This is a genomic window from Acinetobacter sp. 161(2023), assembly GCF_037027805.1.
GTDB lineage: Bacteria > Pseudomonadota > Gammaproteobacteria > Pseudomonadales > Moraxellaceae > Acinetobacter.
Genome location: NZ_JAZEYD010000013.1, coordinates 86,224 through 110,142, shown reverse-complemented (window position 1 = coordinate 110,142; position 23,919 = coordinate 86,224). Strand labels below are relative to the sequence as shown.

24 protein-coding genes are annotated in these 23,919 nt (G+C 41.3%); 19 read left to right on the top strand and 5 right to left on the bottom strand.

Translation table 11 applies throughout. The features are described from left to right. Position 1 precedes the first annotated feature (1 nt). The gene (locus WA249_RS13785) at positions 2-814 is read right to left on the bottom strand and encodes an IclR family transcriptional regulator (protein ID WP_191899636.1); all 813 of its coding nucleotides are present in this window, start codon (positions 812-814) and stop codon (positions 2-4) included. 273 nt (positions 815-1,087) lie between these two features. Here WA249_RS13785 and WA249_RS13780 point away from each other — a divergent pair, with 273 nt between their 5' ends. From WA249_RS13780 to WA249_RS13715, 14 genes are all read left to right on the top strand, one after another. Next, positions 1,088-1,393, top strand: a complete 306-nt coding sequence (locus tag WA249_RS13780) for a non-heme iron oxygenase ferredoxin subunit (protein WP_009386591.1) — start codon at positions 1,088-1,090, stop codon at positions 1,391-1,393. 27 nt (positions 1,394-1,420) lie between these two features. Continuing rightward, the gene (locus WA249_RS13775) at positions 1,421-1,720 is read left to right on the top strand and encodes a recombinase-like helix-turn-helix domain-containing protein (protein ID WP_016141937.1); all 300 of its coding nucleotides are present in this window, start codon (positions 1,421-1,423) and stop codon (positions 1,718-1,720) included. A gap of 16 nt (positions 1,721-1,736) precedes the next feature. Next, a complete protein-coding gene (locus tag WA249_RS13770) occupies positions 1,737-2,804 on the top strand; it encodes an aromatic ring-hydroxylating dioxygenase subunit alpha (RefSeq protein ID WP_336169485.1) in 1,068 nt (355 codons plus the stop codon). Beyond that, positions 2,797-3,561, top strand: coding sequence for an SDR family oxidoreductase (locus tag WA249_RS13765; protein ID WP_336169483.1), 765 nt, complete (start codon positions 2,797-2,799; stop codon positions 3,559-3,561). Before WA249_RS13770 ends, WA249_RS13765 begins: the two co-directional genes overlap by 8 nt. A gap of 11 nt (positions 3,562-3,572) precedes the next feature. Beyond that, entirely contained in the window at positions 3,573-4,502 is a 930-nt protein-coding gene (locus WA249_RS13760; RefSeq protein WP_336169481.1) for a VOC family protein, read from the top strand. 28 nt (positions 4,503-4,530) lie between these two features. Further along, positions 4,531-5,742: an NAD(P)/FAD-dependent oxidoreductase gene (locus tag WA249_RS13755; protein ID WP_336169480.1), complete on the top strand. Its 1,212-nt coding sequence runs from the start codon at positions 4,531-4,533 to the stop codon at positions 5,740-5,742. Positions 5,743-5,784: 42 nt separating this feature from the next. Next, positions 5,785-7,008 (top strand): MFS transporter, encoded by a 1,224-nt coding sequence (locus WA249_RS13750; RefSeq protein ID WP_336169478.1) that lies wholly within the window; start codon positions 5,785-5,787, stop codon positions 7,006-7,008. A 23-nt stretch (positions 7,009-7,031) separates the two neighbouring features. Beyond that, on the top strand, positions 7,032-7,553 hold the full coding sequence (locus WA249_RS13745) for a cupin domain-containing protein (protein ID WP_336169476.1): 522 nt from the start codon (positions 7,032-7,034) through the stop codon (positions 7,551-7,553). Positions 7,554-7,588: 35 nt separating this feature from the next. Further along, a complete protein-coding gene (locus tag WA249_RS13740; protein ID WP_336169473.1) occupies positions 7,589-8,413 on the top strand; it encodes an alpha/beta fold hydrolase in 825 nt (274 codons plus the stop codon). 15 nt (positions 8,414-8,428) lie between these two features. After that, positions 8,429-9,223 carry an SDR family oxidoreductase gene (locus tag WA249_RS13735; protein WP_336169471.1) on the top strand — a complete coding sequence of 265 codons (795 nt, stop codon included), beginning with the start codon at positions 8,429-8,431 and terminating at the stop codon, positions 9,221-9,223. Between the two features lie 15 nt (positions 9,224-9,238). After that, the gene (locus WA249_RS13730; RefSeq protein ID WP_336169469.1) at positions 9,239-10,030 is read left to right on the top strand and encodes an aspartate dehydrogenase; all 792 of its coding nucleotides are present in this window, start codon (positions 9,239-9,241) and stop codon (positions 10,028-10,030) included. 13 nt (positions 10,031-10,043) lie between these two features. Then, entirely contained in the window at positions 10,044-11,510 is a 1,467-nt protein-coding gene (locus tag WA249_RS13725; protein ID WP_336169467.1) for an aldehyde dehydrogenase, read from the top strand. Between the two features lie 38 nt (positions 11,511-11,548). Beyond that, positions 11,549-13,189: a thiamine pyrophosphate-binding protein gene (locus tag WA249_RS13720; protein ID WP_336169465.1), complete on the top strand. Its 1,641-nt coding sequence runs from the start codon at positions 11,549-11,551 to the stop codon at positions 13,187-13,189. 155 nt (positions 13,190-13,344) lie between these two features. Further along, positions 13,345-14,541: a hypothetical protein gene (locus WA249_RS13715; protein ID WP_336169463.1), complete on the top strand. Its 1,197-nt coding sequence runs from the start codon at positions 13,345-13,347 to the stop codon at positions 14,539-14,541. Positions 14,542-14,598: 57 nt separating this feature from the next. On the opposite strand, the gene WA249_RS13710 is transcribed toward WA249_RS13715, so the two are convergent. Beyond that, the gene (locus tag WA249_RS13710; protein WP_336169462.1) at positions 14,599-15,897 is read right to left on the bottom strand and encodes an MFS transporter; all 1,299 of its coding nucleotides are present in this window, start codon (positions 15,895-15,897) and stop codon (positions 14,599-14,601) included. 237 nt (positions 15,898-16,134) lie between these two features. On the opposite strand from WA249_RS13710, the gene def reads away from it, so the two are divergent. Both def and WA249_RS13700 read left to right on the top strand, forming a co-directional pair. Continuing rightward, positions 16,135-16,617, top strand: coding sequence for a peptide deformylase (gene def, locus WA249_RS13705; protein ID WP_336169460.1), 483 nt, complete (start codon positions 16,135-16,137; stop codon positions 16,615-16,617). 177 nt (positions 16,618-16,794) lie between these two features. Continuing rightward, a complete protein-coding gene (locus WA249_RS13700) occupies positions 16,795-18,117 on the top strand; it encodes a glutaminase (protein WP_336169458.1) in 1,323 nt (440 codons plus the stop codon). On the opposite strand, the gene WA249_RS13695 is transcribed toward WA249_RS13700, so the two are convergent. After that, the gene (locus tag WA249_RS13695) at positions 18,084-18,872 is read right to left on the bottom strand and encodes an AraC family transcriptional regulator (RefSeq protein WP_336169456.1); all 789 of its coding nucleotides are present in this window, start codon (positions 18,870-18,872) and stop codon (positions 18,084-18,086) included. The genes WA249_RS13700 and WA249_RS13695 overlap by 34 nt on opposite strands. Positions 18,873-18,977: 105 nt before the next feature. Here WA249_RS13695 and WA249_RS13690 point away from each other — a divergent pair, with 105 nt between their 5' ends. Next, complete coding sequence (locus WA249_RS13690; protein WP_336169454.1) at positions 18,978-20,198, top strand: MFS transporter; 1,221 nt, start codon at positions 18,978-18,980, stop codon at positions 20,196-20,198. 68 nt (positions 20,199-20,266) lie between these two features. Here the strand turns inward: WA249_RS13690 and WA249_RS13685 are convergent, their stop codons facing one another. After that, a complete protein-coding gene (locus WA249_RS13685; protein WP_336169452.1) occupies positions 20,267-21,412 on the bottom strand; it encodes an aldose epimerase family protein in 1,146 nt (381 codons plus the stop codon). A gap of 172 nt (positions 21,413-21,584) precedes the next feature. Here WA249_RS13685 and WA249_RS13680 point away from each other — a divergent pair, with 172 nt between their 5' ends. After that, positions 21,585-22,031 (top strand): hypothetical protein, encoded by a 447-nt coding sequence (locus WA249_RS13680; RefSeq protein ID WP_336169450.1) that lies wholly within the window; start codon positions 21,585-21,587, stop codon positions 22,029-22,031. Between the two features lie 12 nt (positions 22,032-22,043). Here the strand turns inward: WA249_RS13680 and WA249_RS13675 are convergent, their stop codons facing one another. Beyond that, positions 22,044-22,919, bottom strand: coding sequence for a LysR substrate-binding domain-containing protein (locus WA249_RS13675; protein ID WP_336169551.1), 876 nt, complete (start codon positions 22,917-22,919; stop codon positions 22,044-22,046). Positions 22,920-23,103: 184 nt separating this feature from the next. On the opposite strand from WA249_RS13675, the gene WA249_RS13670 reads away from it, so the two are divergent. After that, positions 23,104-23,853 carry an SDR family NAD(P)-dependent oxidoreductase gene (locus tag WA249_RS13670; protein ID WP_336169448.1) on the top strand — a complete coding sequence of 250 codons (750 nt, stop codon included), beginning with the start codon at positions 23,104-23,106 and terminating at the stop codon, positions 23,851-23,853. Positions 23,854-23,919 lie beyond the last annotated feature (66 nt).

Below are 23,919 nucleotides of genomic sequence, written 5' to 3'. Positions count from 1 at the left end.
TTTAATAAATAAATTTGGAAATCTTATTTGCTGTTTCAACAACGAGGCTTGCGATATCTTCTTTAAATGTTCTTTCATCGTAAGTGGTAATTGGACAACTCACAGAGATAACAGCAACCATTTTCCCGTTTGACTGTTTAAAAATAGGTGCCGCACAGGCTGCCATATCATGATTGTAATGACCCCAGCTCACCATGGTTTTTTGGGTTTTTACATAGACTAATCTTTGTAATAGGTTTTTTAAATTGGTTGGAGTCAGTTCAGAAAAACTATCCCAATCATCAAAGTTACGATAACGCTGACGTACTTCAGTTTCAGGTAAATCAGACAATAGCATTTGACCAATGACGGTTGCATGAGCAGGCCAGCGAGTTCCTAAGCTAATGTTGCTCGTGAAGGTTCCCATCGACTGAATGTTATTTACAAAGACAATATGAGTACCTTCTAAAATTGAAAGGTGTACCGCAAGTTTGGTTTGGTCACGTAATTCTTTCATTAATGGTGTCGATAAATCGAGTAATGAAAGTTTAGATAAACTGTTAAAACCAAGCTCCATGACTTTAGAATCGAGAGCATAAGTTTTTTGAGATGCTTTTCTTAAATAGCCACAAGATTCGAGTGTATAAATCAGACGAAATGCACTAGAACGGTTCACTTCTAAAATTTCAGCAATTTCTGTAATGGTCATTTCTTGCGCTTGTTGGTTAAATGCTTGCAAGATAGCTAACCCCCGTACAAGTCCGGGTACTAAATAACGATCATCATTTTTTGTTGTTTCTGATTCTTGCGAATCTTCTTCAATTGCTATGCTCATTCGTGTCATTTTCCTATAAATAAAACATGATTCAATTTGGGGCATGCTGCTTTATTTTATAACTATTGTAATTGTTAAAAATGCATAAAACAATTTTTATATTTAAAACTTTGTTTCTTGTTTGAAACGTAACAAAATATTTAAAATTAATCAAATATATGAATTTTATGTTTATTTTTACTTTGACAAAAAATGATCAAGGAGATTATGCTTAGCTCATGTTTTGAAAATCAAATTATGTTTTGTATGTAAAACAAAATGAGGACGCAAGGTATGAGTTGGATCTCAATTTGTCAGCAGGGTGACGTTAGCGAAGATGAGCCGAAAGCCATCGAAATTGAAGGAAAGAAAATAGGCGTATTTTTCGTCGATGAAAATTACTTTGCTATCGAAAATGTTTGCCCTCATGCATATGCCTTATTAACTGAAGGATTTATCGAAGATCACACTGTGGAATGTCCATTGCACGAAGCAATTTTTGACATTCAGACAGGTGAGCTAAAAAGTGGACCCGGGTGTAGAAACCTATGTACTTACCCAGTTCGTGTTGAAGGACAGGATATTCAAATTCAACTCTAGTCCTCTCATGTACAAGGAAGCAGAACAATGAAGACATTTAATGAAAAGTTGGCAAGCTGGATTCATGCAACGCCAGCAACTGAAGCAGGCATCAACAATATTCAAGTTCCAGGTCAATCTGAATTGTTGGTTTGGCAAACACGTTATAAAGAACCAACCCTCTACGAACAAGATTTTGTAAAGAACTTGATTCAGGCATTTTCTGCGGGCGCAACAGAGTTAGATGACGTTGTTTCTGCACTTAATCAACAGGGTTTCCGCTGTGAATCTGGTGATGAATGGACTTCTGCAAGTTTTACAGAAGAAATGCAACGTTTAGGTTATTGAGTCAGGGAAGAATAAAATGAACGCAATCGTATCAGCTTCACAAAGTGCTGAAGAATATTTAGAACTTGGTTTACGTGATCAATGGCATCCAGTTTTAGCAAGTTGGGAAGTCGCTGCTAATCCAGTCGGAATTACTCGTTTAGGCGAAAATATTGTGGTTTGGCGTGATGCCGAAGGTCAGGTTCATGCACTTGAAGATCGCTGTCCACACCGCGGTGCTCGTCTTTCACTTGGCTGGAACTTGGGCGACCGAGTTGCTTGCTGGTATCACGGTGTTGAAGTTCGTGCTGATGGTGTAGTTGCTGATGTGCCAGCTGTTCATGAATGTCCAATGACCGGAACTAAATGTCTAAAGAACTACCCAGTAATTGAGCAACATGGCGCAATCTTCATTTGGTTTGGTATCGATGCAAATGAAGAACCAGCGCCGCTTGAGTTTCCAGAGCAACTTGCAAGCGAAGAGTGGAGTGCATTCCTTTGCCAAGCAGACTGGAAAGTAAACCATCAGTATGCAATTGATAACGTGATGGATCCAATGCATGGTAGTTATTTACATGCGACATCGCACTCGATGGCTGATGGTGATCGTACCGCCGAGATGAAGCACCGTACCACCGATAACGGCTTTGTTTTTGAAAAAGAAGGTCAAACAGGTGTGAACTTTGACTGGGTCGAATATGGTTCGACCGGTGCAAGTTGGTTACGTCTTTCAATTCCTTACCGCAAACAATTTGGCCCAGGTGGTGAATTTTGGATTGTGGGTTATGCAACGCCAATTGATGCTAATAATACTCGTGTATTTTTCTGGCGCTGCCGTAAGGTAAGTGGCTGGCAACGTAATGTATGGCGTTTCTTATATCGCAATCATTTAGAGCAGTTGCATTGGGATGTATTGGAACAAGACCGAATTATTTTAGAAAACCTTGCACCAAATGCGCGTGAAAAAGAGTTCCTCTATCAACACGATGTTGGTCTTGCACGTTTACGCCGTTTAATGAAAAAAGAAGCTGAAAAGCAATTAAAGAAAATTGCTGCACTCAATGCATCAAACCGTATCGAGATGCAGGAAGAAGCTCATGGCTAATATAGCGTTGTTGCAAGGCAAAAAAGTTTTAGTGACGGGTGCTGCACGTGGTTTAGGCCGAGATTTCGCTCAAGCCATTGCTGAGGCGGGTGCTGAAGTTGTGATGGCAGATATTTTATCTAACCTAGTACAACAAGAAGCACAAGCTTTACAGAAACAAGGGCTAAACGTTCATGCGGTCAGTGTTGACCTTGCCAATGCAGACTCTATTGAAAGTGCGGTTGCAAAAAGCGTTGAAGTATTACAAGGACTAGATGGCCTTGTGAACTGCGCGGCACTGGCAACCAATGTCGGAGGAAAGAATATGATTGATTACGATCCTGAACTATGGGATCGGGTCATGAATATTAATGTGAAAGGCACATGGCTAATCAGTAAGGCATGCGTTCCCCATTTAAAGCAATCGGCTGCCGGCAAGATCATTAATGTTGCTTCCGATACAGCACTTTGGGGTGCACCGAACCTGATGGCTTATGTGGCAAGTAAAGGTGCAATTGTTGCCATGACGCGTTCCATGGCAAGAGAGTTGGGGCAGTCCAATATCTGTGTCAACACATTGTCACCGGGCCTTACTCTGGTTGAAGCAACCGAGTATGTGCCTCAAGAACGTCACGATTTATATGTCAACGGAAGAGCGATTCAACGTCAGCAACTTCCACAAGATTTAAATGGAACAGCATTGTATCTACTGTCGGATTTGTCCTCTTTTGTGACAGGTCAAAATATTCCGGTCAATGGCGGTTTTGTCTTTAACTAAGGAGTAGTCAAATGATTACAGGGATCGAGATTTTAAAGTTTGGAGTTGAAGATAGAGCCGCTTCAAACAAGTTTTTGGCAGATTTTGGTTTAAGCCAAAGTGTTTCGGATATTGAAGGCACAGATTTATACCAAACCCAAAATGGCAGCAAGATTTATCTATTTAATTGTGATGATGCACGTTTGCCAGTTGCCATTGAGCAAGGTTCAACTTTACGTGAAGTCACGTGGGGTGTTGAAAGCACACAAGACCTAGAAGACTTAGCAGTACGTTTGGCCGATGTAGAAGGTTTTAAACGTACTGAAAATACGGTGCAGTGTCTTGACCCAAATGGCATGACCATTCGTTTTGAACAAAGTTTTGTTAAAGATGTGTCTGAACTCAAAACGGAAGGCATTAACCAATACGGCAATATTCAACGTGTGAATGCAGCAAGTCCTGTCTATGAAAAAGGTCAACCTGTTGCGATTGGACATGTCGTGTTCTTCACACCAGATTTAGTAGCAACGGAAAATTTCTATATTGAAAAAGTAGGCTTTCATTTGTCTGATGCCTACAAAAATCGTGGTGCATTCTTACGTTGCCGCGGTAAAGGTTATCACCATGATTTATTCTTGCTGAGTGTTCCAAATAAACCTGCTGGCTTAAATCACGTTGCTTTTGTAGTACGTGATATTCACGAGGTGATTGGGGGCGGTTTAAATATGAATCGTTCGGAATGGTCAACCTTTATTGGGCCGGGACGTCACCCAATTTCTTCTGCTTATTTCTGGTACGTCAACTCACCATTGGGTGGTGCATTTGAATATTACACCAACGATGATTATTTGACAGAAGAATGGCAGCCACGTGTAGAAGAACACCGTCTAGAGCTTTTCACAGAGTGGGCGATTGAAGGTGGTCTTGATGACACAACTCGCCGTCAGGTGAAGCCTGTTTAACAGGTATTGCTGAACAAGGAAGATGGCTATGGAAAAGATCGTAATTGTAGGTGCCGGACAGGCAGCAGGTTGGGCAGTAAGTACCTTACGTCAAAATGGTTATGTCGGCGAAATTCACGTGGTTTCAAATGAGAATCAAGTGTTTTATGAGCGTCCGCCACTGTCTAAGCAAGTACTTTCAAAAGAAGCAACTTATGAAAGTTTGAATCTGTTTTCTCCTGAGCAAGTTCAAGAATTCAATATTCACTGGCACAAGCCGGAAATTGCGACAAAAGTCGACCGTGAGCAAAAACAGGTTCATCTCGAAAGTGGTCAGGTTTTGCCCTATGACAAATTACTGATTGCAACTGGAAGTCGTGCACGTGTGCCAGTGAATACATGGCAGTTCATTCCAAATGTTGTGACCTTACGTAATGTCTATGACTGTGAACGCTTGGCTAAAATTTTAAAGAATGCAAAGAATGTTGCTGTGATCGGCGGCGGATGGATTGGTCTTGAAATTGCTGCAACTGCACGTAAGCAAGGTAAAGAAGTTCATATTTTTGAATATGGCGACCGTTTATGTGCAAGAAGTGTGAGTCCAGAAGTGTCTGCATTTTTAAAAAATATGCATGAAACTCAAGGTACACAAATTCACTTAGACAGCAAGAGCCTTCATTTAATTGAAGCACCAGATAAAAAAGTTGAAGTAGTAAACCATCCACAAAATAGTCAGTTATTTGACTGCGTTGTGGTAGGTGCAGGCGCTGAAATTGCCAAAGAGTTAGGTGTTCATGCTGGCCTCGATGTGAAAGATGGCATTGTGGTGAATTGTTTTGGGCAAACTTCAGATCAAAACATTTATGCCGCAGGTGATGTCGCAATTCATCCGAGTTTGGGTTATTGCATTCAGTCTTGGGCAAATGCACAAAATCAGGCAATTGCCACAGCGAAGTCGATGCTTGGAATTGAAACTGAATATACCGATATTCCATGGCTCTGGTCTGATCAATATCACTTCAATATTCAGATTTTAGGAACGTATCAGCCTGAAAAAACCAAAGAGTTAGTGATTCGCCAGGGTGGTGAAGATCAGGTGAGTTATTTATATCTGGACCATGAAAATCGTTTGCTGAATATGATTGCCATTAATGACTCGAAGCTAGTCAAACTGGCAAAACGTTGGATGCAAGCCAACACCGTTTTAGATCCAAAACTATTAGCAGATGCTGAATTTAATGTCATGAAGTTAAAACCGTAAACATTAAATCTGGTTCTCATTACCAAATCGAAGGAATGACACATGAGTAATGAAGAAAAAAGTGGATTGAAGCATTGGGTACCTGCTTTTGTCCTTATGGTGTGTGTGGTACTGGCGTTTTTCGACAAGATTAGTATTGCGGTTTTATTTTCAGATCCTCATTTTCAAAGTGCAATGGGAATTGCTGAAGATAAGGCCAAGCTTGGATGGCTCATGACAAGTTTCTTGCTTTCCTATGGTTTTTCATCAGTCTTTCTAAGCTTTTTGGGTGACATTTTTAACCCAAAGAAAATGCTGTTCTGGAGCGTGACCTCTTGGGGTTTACTCATGTTCTGCATGGGCTTTACCACCAGTTACTCAGGCATGTTGATTTTACGTGTGCTACTTGGTTTGGCAGAAGGTCCGTTATTTGCCTTGGCCTATGCCATTGTGAAGCAGACTTACACAGATCGTCAGCAAGCACGTGCTTCAACCATGTTTTTACTTGGAACGCCGATTGGCGCATTCCTCGGGTTCCCAATCACGGCAAATGTTTTGGCGCACCATGACTGGCATACCACTTTTTTTGTGATGGCCGGATTAACACTAATCGCTATTTTCAGCATTGTTTTTGGCTTGCGTAACTTGCAGCTCAAGAAAACTGTTGAAATTGATGGTGAGAGTAAACGTACCAATTTCAAAGGCCATATTACCAATACTAAATTGCTCTTAAGCAACAACGCATTCTGGTTGGTTTGTCTCTTTAACATTGCATTGATGACTTATTTGTGGGGCTTAAACAGTTGGGTTCCTTCTTATCTTATGCAAGACAAAGGATTCAATCTCAAAGAGTTTGGAATGTATTCAAGCTTTCCATTCATTGCAATGTTAATTGGCGAAATCATCGGTGCGTTCTTATCTGACAAGCTAGGCCGCCGCGCCATTCAAGTATTTAGCGGTTTATTACTCGCGGGCATCTTCATGTATGTGATGGTTCTTATGACCCAGCCATTATTGATTATTGCAGCCATGTCTTTAAGCGCGATGGCGTGGGGTTTTGGAGTAGCTGCCGTATTTGCCCTTCTTGCAAAAGTAACCACCTCAAATGTAGGGGCGACTGCGGGCGGAATATTTAACGGTTTAGGTAATTTTGCAAGTGCAATTGCGCCTGTTCTTATCGGTTACATCGTGATGCAAACACATAGTTTTAATTTAGGAATTACCTTCTTGGCTGCTGTCGCTGTCATTGGGTCGTTGTTCTTGGTTCCTCTTTTAAAACGTTATTAATTCACTGTATAGGAGTTTAAAAAATGACTACACAACAATTCGAATCGTGGGTACAACCAGAAAATGCTTCTTTAGAGGATTGGTTAAACACGCGTATTGCTCGCTTTGAGACACGTAAATATGACTTTGAGGCTTTGAAGTTCCAAGCCGATTACGACCCGAAATATCGCCGTGCACAAATGCGTTACATGGGTACGGGTGCAACAGGCGTTGCAAATGACGGCAACACCGTTCCAGCAGAAAACTTCACGTTTTCGACCATGGTGTTGCCACCACAGTGTGAAGGTCCTTTGCACATTCACCACGATGTTGAAGAAGTTTTCTTTATGCTCCGCGGCGAAATTGATTTGTTCATTGAGCACAACGGCGAAAAATTTGAGACCCGTTTAAAAGAGCGCGACCTGATTTCAATTCCACCGGGAATCTACCGTGGTCTGTTTAACCCAGGTCAAGAAGATGCCTTGATGTGTGTGATGTTGGGAACAGGTAAACCAACCATTCCAAACTATCCACCAGAGCATCCATTGTCTCAAATCAAACGTTAATTGTTTGATGAAGTGAATAAAGGAAAGAATTGAAAATGATGACACTCATTGAAAAGTTAGCAGAATTTCCGGTGAAAACCGTCACTGTTCAAGGCCAGCAGCAAGCCTATCGGGAAGCCGGTCAGGGTGAGTACCTTGTGCTGTTGCACGGCATTAGTTCAGGTTCTGCTTCATGGGTAAACCAACTTGAAGTGTTGTCTCATCATTTTCATGTCATTGCCTGGGATGCACCGGGCTATGGCAAATCAGATGAACTTTTAACTGATCAACCCAATGCTACCGACTATGCAAAGCGTTTGGCTGCGTTGTTTGATGTTTTAAAAATTGAAAAAGCAATTGTGGTCGGACACTCATTAGGTGCCTTACAGGCGAGTGCATTTGCTGCACTTTACCCAGAGCGAGTGGAACACTTGGTTGTCGCTAATTTAGCTCAAGGCTACCAACACCACGATGAACAGACACAAATTCAGGTTTTTGAAAAAAGACCAAAAATGTTGAAAGAGTTAGGTGCTAAAGGCATGGCCGAAAGCCGTGGACCTCATTTGATTTATAAACAAGAGCCACAAGCCTTAGCGTTAGTTTCAGAGGTGATGCAACAGTTGACCCTACAGGGTTTCACACATGCATCGTACTTACTCGCATATGACGAAATACGTAATTACTTAACTAATTTAAAAGTCCCATGCACAGTCATTGTAGGGCAGCAAGATCAAATCACTCCTGCGTTAGGTATACAAGAGCTTGCTCAGGAATTGCAGTTGGAACAGCGCTTCGTCATAGAAGATGCAGGACATTTAAGTTATGTCGACCAACCGCAAGCATTTAACCAAATTATGTTGACGATTCAGGAACAATCGTAAGAGAGATTAAGGATTATGAGCTTCCAAGTTGAAGGAAAAGTTGCAGTTGTTACCGGTGGCTCATCTGGGATCGGGCTGGCTGCTGTTGAAATACTGGTTGCAGAGGGTGCAAAAGTAGCTTGGTGTGGTCGCGATGAAGAACGTTTAAATACTTCTAAGCACTATATTTTAGAAAAATATCCGCATGCCAACATTTTTACCAAAGCATGCAATGTATTGAAAAAAGAAGAAGTTCAGCAGTTTGCTAAAGACGTCAAACTCAATTTGGGCAATGTTGATATGCTCATTAACAATGCTGGGCAAGGCCGTGTTTCAAATTTTGAAAATACACAAGATGAAGACTGGATGAAAGAAATCGAGCTGAAATATTTCAGTGTTTTACATCCGGTACGGGCTTTTCTTGACGACTTAAAACAGTCAGCAAATGCCTCAATTACCAATGTGAACTCGTTACTGGCATTGCAACCGGAACCGCACATGATTGCGACTTCATCTGCACGCGCTGCATTGTTGAATTTAACCCATTCTTTGGCGCATGAGTTTACTCAATATGGTGTTCGCGTGAACTCGATTTTACTTGGAATGGTCGAATCCGCGCAGTGGAAGCGCCGTTATGAAACTCGCTCAGACTTAAACCAGTCATGGGAAGAATGGACAGGCAATATTGCTAAAAACCGAGGCATTCCAATGCAGCGTTTAGGCCGTCCTGAAGAACCGGCCCGTGCTTTAGTTTTCTTGGCATCTCCATTGGCATCGTACACCACAGGTGCAGCACTCGATGTCTCAGGTGGTTTTAATAAACATTTATAAATATCAGGTGCTGTCATGAAAAAGTTGATGATGATTGGTTTCGGCGCAATGGCAGCAGAAGTGCATGCACACTTGCCTCAAGATTTGCAACTGAAATGGATTGTCGTGCCGTCTCGTAGCGTTGAAAAAGTGCAGTCACAAGTGTCTTCAGAGATTCAGGTGATTTCAGATATTGAGCAATGTGATGGTGCGCCAGACTATGTCATTGAGGTGGCAGGTCAAGCAGCAGTGAAAGAACATGCTCAAAAGGTTTTAGCGAAAGGCTGGACCATAGGCCTGATTTCGGTTGGAACTTTGGCTGATAGTGATTTTCTAATTCAGCTCAAACACACAGCTGAAGAAAATAATGCCCATCTGCATTTACTCGCAGGTGCCATTGCTGGCATTGACGGTATTTCAGCAGCCAAAGAAGGTGGCTTGCAAAAAGTCACTTACAAAGGCTGTAAAAGTCCAAAAAGCTGGAAAGGGAGTTATGCAGAGCAATTGGTCGATTTAGACCATGTATCTGAACCTACGGTTTTTTTCACAGGAACTGCTCGTGAAGCTGCAATTAAGTTTCCAGCAAACGCCAACGTCGCTGCAACGATTGCACTTGCTGGGCTTGGAATGGATGAAACCATGGTCGAGTTAACCGTTGATCCAACAATCAACAAAAACAAACACACCATTGTGGCAGAAGGTGGCTTTGGACAAATGACCATTGAACTGGTTGGTGTGCCGTTAGCCAGTAACCCAAAAACATCAACTTTGGCTGCGCTTAGCGTGATTCGTGCTTGTCGCAATAGTGTAGAAGCAATACAGATTTAAGAGGGATTTGATCATGGCAAAGGAAATTTATATTGCAGGTGAATGGCGTTTGGGCCGCGGTGCGGTCATCCAAAGCCTGTTTCCGGCAGATCAGTCTGTCAATGCCGAAATTTCGACTGCAACGCTTGACGATGTGAATGAAGCAATTGAAAAAGCTGATCAGGCTTGGCGTCAACCAAGCTGGAGAAACAGTTTGCCGCATGAGCGCGCACGTATTCTCTACAAAGTTGCAGACATTATTGAAGCGCGTGTCGATGAATTGGCAAAACTACAAACACGCGATAATGGTAAGCCTTTAACTGAAACACGTGGTTTGGTGATGAGTGCTGCGGCGACTGCGCGTTATGTTGCAGCGGCATGTGAAACGCTGAATGATGAGTTAACCACTCAACGTGCTCCAGATTTTATGACCATGAGCGTGCATGAACCTGTAGGCGTGGTAGCAGCAATCACACCTTGGAACTCTCCAATTGCGAGTGAAGTTCAAAAGCTTGCTCCAGCTTTAGCAGCTGGAAATGCTGTTGTGTTAAAACCAGCAGAAGCAACCTCACTGATTGCTTTAGAACTTGCCAAAATTTTTGAAGAAGCAGGTTTACCAAAAGGCTTACTCAGTGTGTTAGTTGGCCGTGGTTCTGTGATTGGTGATGCAATTGCTCAACATCCGTTGGTTCGTAAAATCTCTTTTACAGGGGGAACGACCACGGGCCGTCATTTGGCGCATATTGCTGCGGACAAACTTATTACCACTTCGCTTGAGTTAGGTGGTAAATCACCAACCATCGTTTTGCCAGATGCAGATGTCGAACTGGCTGCTAAAGGTGTCGCGTACGGAATTTTTAGCTCGGCAGGCCAAGCGTGTATCGCAGGTTCTCGCTTGTTTATTCATAGTAGTCTTTACGATCAGTTTTTAACGCGTTTGGTTGAAATTACCAAAGGCCTACGTGTGGGCCATCCGGAACAGGCTGGTGTGCATTTAGGGCCACTCGTAAATGAAAAACATTTGCAGTCGGTTGATCGCTATGTGCAGCTTGCTAAAAGCGAAGGTGGTCAAGTTTTGGTTGGTGGCGAAGCATTAACAACTGGTGACTATGCCAAAGGCAGTTATTACTTACCCACTATTATTACGGGTTTAAGTAATAGTGCCCAAACCTGTCAGGAAGAAATTTTTGGCCCTGTTTTAGTCGTCATGAAATATGACAACGAGCAAGATTTGATTGCCCAAGCCAATGATAGTTGTTTTGGTCTTGCAGCTGGCATCTGGACTGAAAGCTACCGTAAAGCTTGGCGGATTGCACGTGTGTTAGAAGTGGGAACAGTGTGGATTAATACCTACAAAAAGTTCTCGATTAGTGCGCCGTTTGGTGGCTTTAAAGACAGTGGGATTGGGCGCGAAAAAGGCCGTTTGGGCATTTTATCGTACATGCAACAAAAGAGTATTTATATGGGGCTGAATGAACAGCCTAACCCTTGGTGCGATTAATAGATTCAAGGACTGAAAACAAATTTTGAGGAACAGACATGACTGAACGTGTAAATGTAGGCGAAGCAATCGCAAGAGTTTTAGAAGCGCACCAAGTTGATAGTATTTATGGTGTTATTTCCATCCACAATTTACCTATTGCCGATGCGGTAGGTCGCCGTGAAAAAATGCGTTTTGTTGCTGCTCGTGGTGAAGCGGGTGCGGTCACCATGGCAGATGCACATTCACGCTTTAAAGGCTTAGGTGTAGCACTGACCAGTACGGGTGCTGGGGCTGGTAATGCGGTGGGTTCACTGATTGAAGCAATGAATGCAGCAAGTCCTGTATTGCATTTAACGGGTCAAGTTGAGCGTGAATATCTCGACCGTGATGCAAGCTTCATTCATGAAACCAAAGACCAACTTACGTTTTTACGTGCATCAAGCAAAGCAGCATTTCGTATTACCAGTCCAGACAATGCTGTTGGCGTGATTCGTGAAGCCATTCGTGTAGCAACCACTGTTCCAATGGGACCAGTAAGTGTTGAATTGCCAATTGATGTACAAGCCGCAGAAATTGATTTGCCACTTAATCTTGGGCCAGTGAAAGCACTTGAGTTGCCACAGGCAGAGCAAGCTGAAATTGATTTTCTTGTGAGTGAAATCAAAAAAGCAAAACGCCCGATTTTCTGGATTGGCGGTGGAACTTTAAATAGCGTTGCCGAAGTTAAAGCAGTTGCAGATTTAGGTATTCCAGTGGTGTCGTCTACACATGCTCGTGGTGTGTTGGCAGATGATCATCCACGTAGCTTAGGTGCTTTCCATAACTCGGCAGATGTTGAGCAGTTACTAAAAGATGCTGACTTAATGGTTGTGATGGGTTCACGTTTACGTAGTAATGAAACTAAAACCTATTCGGTTGAGTTCCCTGAAAATATTATTCAGGTGGATGCAAACCCAATGGCTCAGCAACGTAATTACAAAATCCGAAACTTCATTTGTGGCGATGCCAAAGATGTCTTAACACGTGTGTTAGAACAGCTTCAAGGAACTTCAAAAGTTGATGCTGATTACGATGCTGCTGTAGTAGCTGCTAAACAGGCTGCCATTGATGCACTGCGCAAACAAATCGATCAATACGCTTTAATTTGTGATCACTTGCGTGCAGCCTTACCGCAAGATGGCATTTTTGTACGTGACATCACCATGTCGGGTAGCACATGGGGCAGCCGTTTATTCCCTGTACAAGCACCAAACCAAAACATTCACTCACTCGCGGGTGCGATTGGTTTAGGCCTTGCAACAGCAATTGGTGCTTCGGTTGCTAACCCTGACAAAAAAGTAATTGGTTTAGTCGGCGATGGTGGCTTAATGCTTGGCATTGGCGAGATTGCAACTATGGTGCAAGAAAACACCAACATGGTCTTAATGATTATGAATGACGGTGGTTATGGCGTAATGCGTGGCATTCAAAATAACTACTTTGGTGGTCGTCAGTATTTCAATGAATTGCATACACCAGACTACAAACTTCTTGGCGAATCAATGGGTGTGAAGAGCTGGAAAGTCGGTAGTGCAGATGAATTTAAAACGGTTATTCAAGAGGCTGTCGCTTTTGAAGGACCAACTGTGATCGAGCTCGATATGAACTCGATTGGACCATTAAACTTCGCGGGCCCACCGCAAAAGAAACTGTATTAACCAGTTTGGATGGTTTAGTACATATGCGATGGGAGCTGCTAAGCCATCCTTTTTTTAGATAAAATTTTTTGTCTAAAAAACAATAAAAACTAAGTTTTACAGGTAAAACAAATAAAGTTCCAGCAGGACGCTGGAACTCAATCAAGGATGTAGAGATGAAAAAGACTTCATTGATCATGGCATTCATTGCACCGCTTACGCTGGGGGTAAGCGTCAATGCATTTGCAAAAGATTCATTGCTTGAATGGAAAAGTGATGATGGCACCGACTCATTAAAGTTAGGTGGGGTGGTTCGGTTAAACCAACGCTATGAAGATTGGGAAGGGCCTAACCGTGGTTTTGGTAAGCTCCATTTTGATATTTTCAGGGTAGACCTAAAAGGTAAGTTTGATGATGCCTACATCAACGCCAGTTATATGTTTCAAGACCAACAGAAAACGTCCATTGAAAAAGCATATGTCGGCTATAACTTAGATGCCAATAACAGTATTGAAGCAGGTCTGGTTTATAAGCCTTTCACGATTTATCCTTATCCACAAAATGGCTGGACCTATCACATTCCATTCTTTTTAGGTTATGGCAACAATATTGCACCGGGGATTAACTGGAATTATCACGACAAAGATTGGGATTTAAAACTCGGTTATTACCCGCAAATGTTAGAGACGAACTTGCGTTATTCACCTGAAAGTGCAACTTATGATGACTTGGCAGGAAACGCGTTTCCATCTCAAAAAGCCTATCAAAATGAAAAGCGCAATCAGGTAAATACCCGCATTGTTCGAAAGTTAGAAACTGATTTTGGTAAGCAAGAGTTCGGTGTATCGGGTGCAATTGCTCAGCTACATAATGATATTACCGATAAAGACGGCAAATATTATGCAGTCGGTTTGCATACTGAAAACAACTACAAACGCTTTAATTTACAAAGCTCGGTTATTCACTATCAATATGATGCTAAAAATCCATATGGTGTAAATAGTGATATGACTTTAATGGGGGCAAATGGCCTTACGCCTGCTTATTTCATTGCTTCAGAAGGTACGATTGCCAGTTTAAACCTTGCCTATACTTTGCCTGTCACCAATATGGGTAAGCTAAAATCCATTAAGTTTTATAATGACTATAGTTATCTCGATAAAAAACGTGATGATTGGTCCGATTCGCAAATGAACACCACAGGTATGATGTTTATTGCTTCACCCTTTATGGTTTGGGCAGATTATACGTGGGGTAAAAACTCCAACATTATTGGTGGCTCGACCAACTCAACAGGTTATACCTCGGCCACTTCGCCAAACAGTGATAAATGGCTATACCGCATTAACTTTAATATCGGGTTTACTTTCTAAAGTGAACAGCAATAAAAAACCACGCAACTGGCGTGGTTTTTTAATGAGTTAATATTTTTAATATCTAGATTTCTCAAACTTATTCCAAAATACAAATGCAGTCACAAAGGCCAAAATGGTGAGCGCAAAAATATAATACATCGCACCGATATCACTATATTGACTAAGCCAATGGACTAAAGGCAATGTCAAACCACCCACAATTGCATAAGATAAATTATAAGAAAATGAAATGCCTGAGAAGCGAACAGGTGCGGGGAACATTTTGACCATACTGCTCGACACCATGCCGACAGTACCTGAGCATAAGCCCAACAGCATATATAAACCAAAAATGGTTGAGTGTGCGGCGTGACCTAAACTGTTATAAAAAACTGATGCTGTGAGTGCCACGGCAAGCGCACCGACCATCATGACTTTGCCACAACCAAAACGGTCAGCAAAATAGCCTGCCAAAATACAACCGACCATTTGCATGACAATGGCTGCGCTTTGCATTTCAAAAGTCTGCGCGCGTTCAAAACCAAATGAACCAATCAATAAATTTGGCATGGCTAAAATCACCACCACCACACAGCCTGTTAAAAACCATGTAAATAACATGCCAATCGCTACGGCTGTTTTATGTGTTTTTAACACTTGCTTCACTGGCATTTCTTTAGAAATTTCTTTACGTGACTGCATGGCTTTAAACACAGGTGTTTCTTTTAAATAAGTTCGTAAATAAAGTGCGACTAGACCAAAAATACCGCCTGCAATGAAAGGAATACGCCATGCCCAGTCATGGATTTGCCCTTCACTAAAATTCAGTGAAATCCATAAAGACATCAGCGCGCCTAGTAAAATTCCTAAAGACAGTCCGGCAGTGAGTAAACCATTCGCCAGACCAATTTTTCTTTCAGGTACATGTTCAGACACAAATGTCCACGCGGCTGGAATTTCTCCACCAATCGCAATACCTTGCACCACACGCATGAGCAATAAAAGTAGCGGTGCCAAATACCCAATATTTTCAAAGGTCGGCAATATCCCGATAAATAGGGTAGGCAGTGCCATCAGCAAAATAGAAAGTGAGAATAGTTTTTTGCGTCCGACCAAATCACCAAAATGGGCCATGACGACTCCGCCTAATGGCCTAAAAAAGTAACCTGCTGCGAAAATACCGTAAGTGTTCAGCATGGCCCAAAATGGGCTAAGCGTGCTGGGGAAAAAGAGGTCGGAAATGATTTTGGCGTAAAACACATAAATCACGAAATCGTAAAATTCTAAAGCGCCGCCCAGTGAAGAAAGGGCAAGGGTTCGTTTATCTTCTTTATTAAGATAGTTCGCATCCTGCAAAGTTAAGTCCTGATCCATTTTTTTACTTAGTTGTTGTAATTGAAGTTTGGATATTAATGGAAAAGTGAAGTAAAAGTAAATGGAGGAAATTTGTTCTATGGGGACCTGATTAAGCCTAACGAATAAAAGACAAAATGCTTTAAAACAAAAAACGCATTAGATGAAACAAAAACAGATGTAGGAATGACTTTTCTTTTGAGCCGTTCAGCGACACAATAAAACTTGTCATAGCCAGTTAAATGAGAGATTCAAAGGATGAGTGTAGTTTTACCTGTGGCTAAGCGTGGTGAAGAAATTTTGACGTTGATTGCTGCTCCTGTCTCGGCAAATGAGTTAAACAGTAATTGGCTTTATCAGCTTGCTGATGCTATGCATGCGACAATGCTTGAGCGTAATGGGGTAGGAATTGCTGCACCGCAAGTTTATATTTCTAAACGCGTCATTATTGTGGCGTCTAGACCAAATCCACGCTATCCAAATGCACCTGAAATGGAAGCTGTGGTGATGGTGAACCCTGAAATTTTAGAGTTTTCGAGTGAAACGCTTTTGGGTGAAGAAGGCTGCTTAAGCGTGCCAGATGAACGCGGACAAGTTGAACGTGCAGAAATGGTAAAGGTTAAATATTCAACACTTCAGGGTGAAGTGGTTGAAACGATTTTTCACGGTTTTCCGGCTCGAATTGTTCAACATGAAGTCGATCATTTAAATGGAGTTCTATTTGTAGAAAGAATAATCTAATTTTCTATTTAAAGTTTTGAAAAACGTATAATGAGGTTGAAATAAATAAGTCAACGGAATTACAATACTTATATCGTGATTTTTATTTCACTCAAAAATTATAATTTTAATATTATCAGCGGATTGTGCTGAAAAATTGCTCTAAAGCGCAAATCTCCTCATTTAAGGTTACGGACCATGAAAACCCCTCTCCCAGATTATTTGGCAAATGTGATAGAAGCCTGTGAGGTAGATAATAGCGGGCATCTAGCTGACTATATTCCAGAGTTAGCAAATGCAAATCCAGACCGATTGGCTTTGGCAATGTCTACGGTAGATGGTGAAATTTATTCGATCGGCGATGATGATACTGAATTCACCATCCAGTCGATTTCTAAACCGTTTGTATATGCTTATGTTTTACAACAGCTTGGCATTGATGCGGTACTTGCTAAAGTAGGGGTGGAGCCTTCAGGGGAAGCTTTCAATGAAATTTCATTGGGGAAAGATGGTCGTCCTAAAAACCCGATGATCAACTCTGGCGCAATTACTGTACATTCATTGATTCAGGTCAAACATGGTCTACATAGTGCAGAAATTCTACGCCGTTTCATGAGCGAGCTTGCTGGTCGCGAATTAAGTTTTGATGAGTCTGTTTATGATTCGGAAGTCAAAACAGCCTATCGTAATCTTTCGATTGGCTATATGTTGCGAACAGTAGGAATTTTAGAAACTGATCCAGTCGATATTGTGAATGGTTACATTCGTCAATGTGCAATCATGGTTACAGTTAAAGATCTGGTACGTATGGGCAGTGTACTTGCCAATGGTGGGGTCGACCCTAAAACTGGAAAGCGTCTGTTGAACCGATCTGTGGTTAGACAAGTACTCAGTGTCATGATGAGCTGTGGTATGTATGATGCCGCAGGTGACTGGCTTTCAACTGTAGGTATTCCTGCTAAAAGTGGTGTAGCTGGCGGTATTTTGGGTGTGCTGCCGGGTCAGGTCAGTATTGCTGCTTTTTCACCTCGACTAGATGAGCATGGTCATAGTATTCGAGGTATCGATATTTTAGAGCGGTTGTCTCGTGACATGGGATTGCACCTTATGGAAGGTACACCTTCTGCACAAACCATTGTACAAAGCCATTACCGTACAGGAAAAGATGCGTCATTAAGTGTGTATGTGCTTCGAGGTGTATTGAAATTTACCGAAGCTGAAATGTTGTTGCGTATTTTACAAGACGAGACAACTGACCAAAGCACAATCGTGATTGATTTGACCCAGATTTCACTGATTCACGATGTGGGTAAGCGCATGTTCTTAGAAGGGGTAGATCGTCTAATTGATGATGGTCATACCCTTGTTTTGGTTGATCCTGAACAGCGATTAGATCATGCCAGAACTGGTAAAGATCGAGAACTTCATGTCTATCATGATTTCGATGATTTGCTCGAAAAGCATGACCTACCTGCAAAAAAAAAGACTTATAACGACATCGCCACACTTCTAAACTGCTGAGGTGTTTTTCCTAGGTGTCGTTTAAACATTGCACTGAAAGCACTGGGGTTGTTGTACCCCAGTGACTCGGAAATTTGAGCAATAGATTCACCATTCGCGATTTTACTCAAGGCAAGTGCAATATGCATTTGCTGGACCCATGCCCGATAAGACAGCCCAGTTTCTTTTTGGAACATGCGCATTAAAGTTCTCGAACTCGCACCAATATCATCTGCCCAATCTGTTAAATCTTTTGATTGATTCGGAGCGTGTAATAACGCTTGGCAAATTTTTAATAGTCGTTTGTCTTTTGGCCATGGAATCTGGATAGGCAACAAATTGGCTCGATGAATTTCTTCAAAAATCAGAATTTGCAAAGAACGCGAAAGCTCTTGAGAGGTCGTAATATTAGGTGATTCCTCTCGTTCAATTTCGTTTAAACGAATCAAAAGCTCATGCAAAAGATTGCTTACCCGAATAATAAAGCAATGTTGCCCCATTAAAGCAGCTGCATTTATTTCAACCAAAGCGGTATTTAATTTAACGTGACTGAGTGAAATCACACTGTGCTCGACATGAGCAGGAATCCATAACGCACACATGGGTGGCACAATCCAGACATTATTCGGTGTAAATACCTGAATGTTTCCTGTTGATGCATACAAAAACTGCGCACGTGTGTGCGTATGAGTCGGCGTGATTTCTCGGTAAGAATGCTCGGAAGATAGCCCAATCACAAGTTCAGATAAATCAGACTGAATAAGAGAATCGGACATAATCTATCCTAAAAATTGTCACTTATACGATGATTATTGGAAGATAACTTTATAAGCGACAATTTACAATAAGCACCTTACTTAAAATATTGGAGTTTTTCAGGTATGACGTCTTCAATACAATTGAAAGATGGTATTGCCAATACCGTTGCAAATGATCAGCCTCAAGGAATGATTATTAAAATTGTAGGCGCCGTGGCGGTCGCACATTTACTGAATGATTTGATTCAGGCAGTGCTACCAGCTATTTATCCAATGCTAAAAGCAAACTTTTCGCTGAGTTTTGCGGAGGTTGGCCTGATCTCGTTTGTATATCAAATTACAGGTTCACTGCTTCAGCCTTGGATTGGACTTTATACCGATAAACATCCAAAACCATATCTTCTCCCACTCGGAATGATGGTCACATTCTGCGGCATTATCTTGTTAGCATTTTCACCAAGCTTTACAGTGTTGTTGTGTGCGTCTGCACTTATTGGGGTGGGGTCTGCAACTTTTCACCCTGAAGCTTCGCGGGTGGCACGAATGGCATCGGGTGGGCGCTTTGGTACGGCGCAGTCGACTTTTCAGGTGGGCGGAAACACAGGTACTGCCATTGGCCCATTGTTGGCAGCTTTATTGATTGTTCCATTTGGGCAGCATGCAGTTGCGGGCTTAGTGATATTTGCACTTTTAGCGATTTGGGTTTTATTTGGCGTAAGCCGCTGGACGATTGGTCATGCTAAAAATCAGGTAGCTACACGTGCAAACCAAGCACAGAGTAAATTGCATGGCCGTAAGCTCATTATTGCTTTGAGCACGATTAGTGTGTTGATGTTCGCTAAATTTACCTACATTGCCAGCATTAGTAACTACTTTACTTTTTACTTAATTCAAAAGTTCCATATCAGTATCCAGACCGCTCAATTGCATTTATTTGCATTCTTAGCTGCTGTTGCTTTAGGTACATTTGCAGGTGGTCCAATTGGTGACAAAATTGGCCGTAAAGCTGTTATTTGGGTTTCATTTGTTGGTATGGCGCCGTTTGCATTAATGATGCCGTATGCAAACTTATTTTGGACAACAGTGTTTTCAATTATTGCAGGTTTGGTGTTGTCGTCTGCTTTTGCTGCAATGGTCGTTTATGCACAAGAAGCTGTTCCGGGCCGTGTCGGTATGATTGCAGGTTTAATGTTTGGCCTTATGTTTGGGGTAAGTGGTATTGCCGCAGCAGGGTTAGGGCATTTAGCAGATATTAACGGCATTGAATGGGTATTTGGTTTATGTTCATTCTTGCCATTACTTGGGTTTGCCACCGCATTTTTACCAAACACAAAAGTTAAATAAATGAAAAGACTCTCAGCCGAATATAACTGAGAGTCTTTTTAAGCTAAATATAGTTCCAATTAAAAATACTATTTTTCAATACCAAATTTAAATACGGTAACACTGTTATAAGTTTGATTTGGGTTCAATCGTGTAGACGGGAAAGTCGGTTGATTCGGACTATCTGGAAAATGCTGCGTTTCTAGTGCTAGCGCATCTGCTTGTCGATAGAGTACGCCATTTGCACCAGCAACATTTCCTAGTAAATGATTGGCTGTATACATTTGAACGCTTGGTTCTGTGGTTAAGACTTGCAGTGTCCGTTTAGATTTTGGATCAAAAACATGAGCTGCAAGATTTAACTTTCCTTGAGACTTTTGATTAAGTACCCAAGTTTGGTCATAGCCATATCCATAGGCCAATTGCTGATGATTCGCTCGAATATCTTTTACAATTGCTTTAGGTGTCCGAAAATCAAAAGGCGTACCTGCAACCGAAGCTATTTCACCTGTGGGTAATGAATTTTGATCGGTTACCAATACACGGTTTGCATTAAGTTGTACAACATGATCGAGCACACCATAAGGGTTGTTGCCAGCACCTGACAAGTTGAAATAACTGTGGTTGGTAAGATTGACGACTGTCGGTTGATCAGTTTTGGCTTTATATTCAATTTGGAATTCATTTTGATCTGAAAGACTATAGATCACCTCTACATCTAACTTTCCGGGAAAACCTTGATCTCCATTTGGGCTGGTTAACTTCAGAGAAGCTTTAACTGTTTCACCTTTAGAAACGAGGGGCTTAACTTGCCAAACACGTTTATCAAAACCCGGATTACCGCTATGTAATGAATTAGGTCCATTATTTTTTTCGAGGTTATAAGTTTTGCCTTCCAAGCTAAATTTAGCATTGCCAATACGATTCGCGTAACGACCAATTAATCCACCAAAATGAATGCCTTCCTTGGCATCAGTGACTTCATAGCCTTTTAGGTCATCGAAGCCTAAAACGATATTATTTTGTTTACCTTGTGCATCGGGAGTTAAAATCTGGGTAATTACACCACCAAAGCTAATAAAAGAAACTGAGACTCCTTTGTTATTGCTCATGGTGTATAGATCAACTTTTTGACCGTCTTGAGTCGTGCCATAGGGTTTTATATTTAGTGTTGCTGCATTTGTAATTTGCGCAAAGCTATAAAGGGTGAAACTTAAAATTACTAATTTTTTCATGTTTATACTCTATTTTTTAATCGTAGGATTGGATGAATATAAGATTGATTTTTCGTCTTTTTAAAGAGTTTTTTATTATATATAGTGTTAATGATGATTAGCGCTGTTAACTCTAAGTATTGAACAAACTGGCACTAATCCTATTAGTAAAAATCAACGGTAAGCTATTTTTATGACTCATTCCGACTCGGTTTTAAAGTTTTCGCTTGGTCTTAATGGCTTGTCATTTGACATAGATAATCAAAACATTCAACTCGAACAAGGCTTGGATTTCGTTGAGTCGAACAGTATTCGTCATGGCGTTATTGATGAGCTTGCTATCGAAAAGATGATTTATTTTATTGAAGAGATCATAGAGTCACAGCCACTCAGAAATCTAAAGATAAGTGGTGTAGCTGTTACGTCTGATGCAGCCATGACACAACTCAGTGAGTTATTTTTTAGTGCTAAAAAGCAAATCAACCGTATTGAGCTTGAGCATGGGTTTAATGATTTTATTGAACGTTTGAGCTACTACACAAGCCAAGTAGCCCCTGATCAGCTTTATGTTTTTACCTACTTTGTATTTGTTCGAGAAATGATGCATCACTTAAGAATTGAGGAAATTCAGATCATTTAAGAAATCACTTTCTCAATCTGCCAACTCATCATAAATCCAGTTTAAAAATAGCTCAATTTTAGGAATAAATTGATGGGTTCTTGGGTAAACCAAATGATGAGCAGAAATAGGAATTGTTAGTTCATCTGCAAAAACTCTAACCAACTTTCCAGAGTCCAAATAATTTTGAGTAAGCAAATTACTTTCTAAAACAAAACCTAGCCCATGTGTGGCTGCTTCAAGTGACATATAAGAGCGGTCAAAACTCAAAGTATAGGGAAATTCAGGAATGCTTAAACTCTGATGGGCAAACCATTGGGGCCAAGTAACCAAGGTTGAGCGCGATAAAATCAGTTCTTTTTTTAATAAATCTTGAGGTTTATTTACTGGACTACGTTCAAGTAGTTTGGGGGACGCGAGTACTTCTAGCTTTTCATTACGAATCGTTCTGATTTCTACCCCTGTCCAGTTGGGTAAACCATGACGGATATCAATGTCGATCTTGTCGCGGGTAAAGTGCAAATTTTCATAAGAACATGACAAGTTAACCTGAATCATTGGAAATTTTTCTTTAAATGATTCAAGGCGAGGCAGTAACCAGAGCAAACCAAAACTTGGGGATGAGTGAATATATAAACTGTCTTTCGGGCTTTTATCAGCAGCTTTTTCAGTGGCTAACATCAGGTTATGCAAAATGGTTGTAACGTCTTGAAAATAGCGTTCGCCAGAAGGAGTAAGCGTCACGCCACGGGCACCACGAATAAATAAACTCTGCCCAATCATTTCTTCAAGCTTGGCAATTTGGTGACTCACTGCCGAAGGCGTGAGATTTAAATTTTCTGCTGCCTTGGCAACATTGCCAAAACGGGCAGTTTGTTCAAAAGCTTGTAATGTTTTAATTGAGGGCATCTGGTTGAAATTGTTTTCACTACTATCCATGAAATTATCCGTTTTTCTCCCTAAAACTTATTTAAAAATAGCATAGGCATGAATTTTTTTCATGCCTTGTTGAATTCGAGATGATTGCTGGGCTTTGTGAAAAAAGAGATTCTAAGTCAGAACTCAGGAAATAAAGCGTAAAAGAGGATTGAACATGTTACTACAAGGAAAAGTGGCCTTAATTACCGGTGCAGCATCAGAACGTGGAATTGGGCGAGCAACCGCAGAAATCTTTGTACAACAAGGTGCCAAAGTCATTATTGTTGATTTAGATCTTGCTCAAAGCCAAAACGCTGCAAAGGCACTTGGTGAAGGACATTTAGGTCTTGCTGCAAACGTTGCAAATGAAGAACAGGTCAAAGCAGCTGTTGAACAAGCACTACAGCACTACGGCAAGATTGATATTTTAATCAACAATGCAGGCATTACTCAGCCAGTTAAAACACTCGATATTCAGCGCAATGACTATGACCGTATTTTAGATGTCAGCCTGCGCGGAACACTCATTATGTCGCAAGCCGTGATTCCATCGATGAAAGCAAACGGTGGTGGAAGCATTGTGTGCTTATCTTCAGTTTCAGCTCAACGCGGTGGTGGTATTTTTGGCGGGCCACATTATAGCGCTGCAAAAGCTGGTGTTTTAGGTTTGGCAAAAGCGATGGCTCGTGAGTTTGGTCCCGACCAAATTCGTGTAAATTCACTTACTCCGGGTCTAATCCATACTGATATTACTGGCGGTTTAATGAATGATGACCGTCGTCATGACATTCTTGCAGGTATTCCACTTTGCCGTTTAGGTAAAGCACAAGATGTTGCAAATGCAGCATTATTTTTAGCAAGTGATCTGTCAGCTTACTTAACTGGCGTAACACTCGATGTAAATGGTGGCATGCTGATTCATTAATCACTTGTCATTTAAAAACTAAAAATAGAATGATGGTCACAAGAGGATACTGTGGCCAAATGTAAA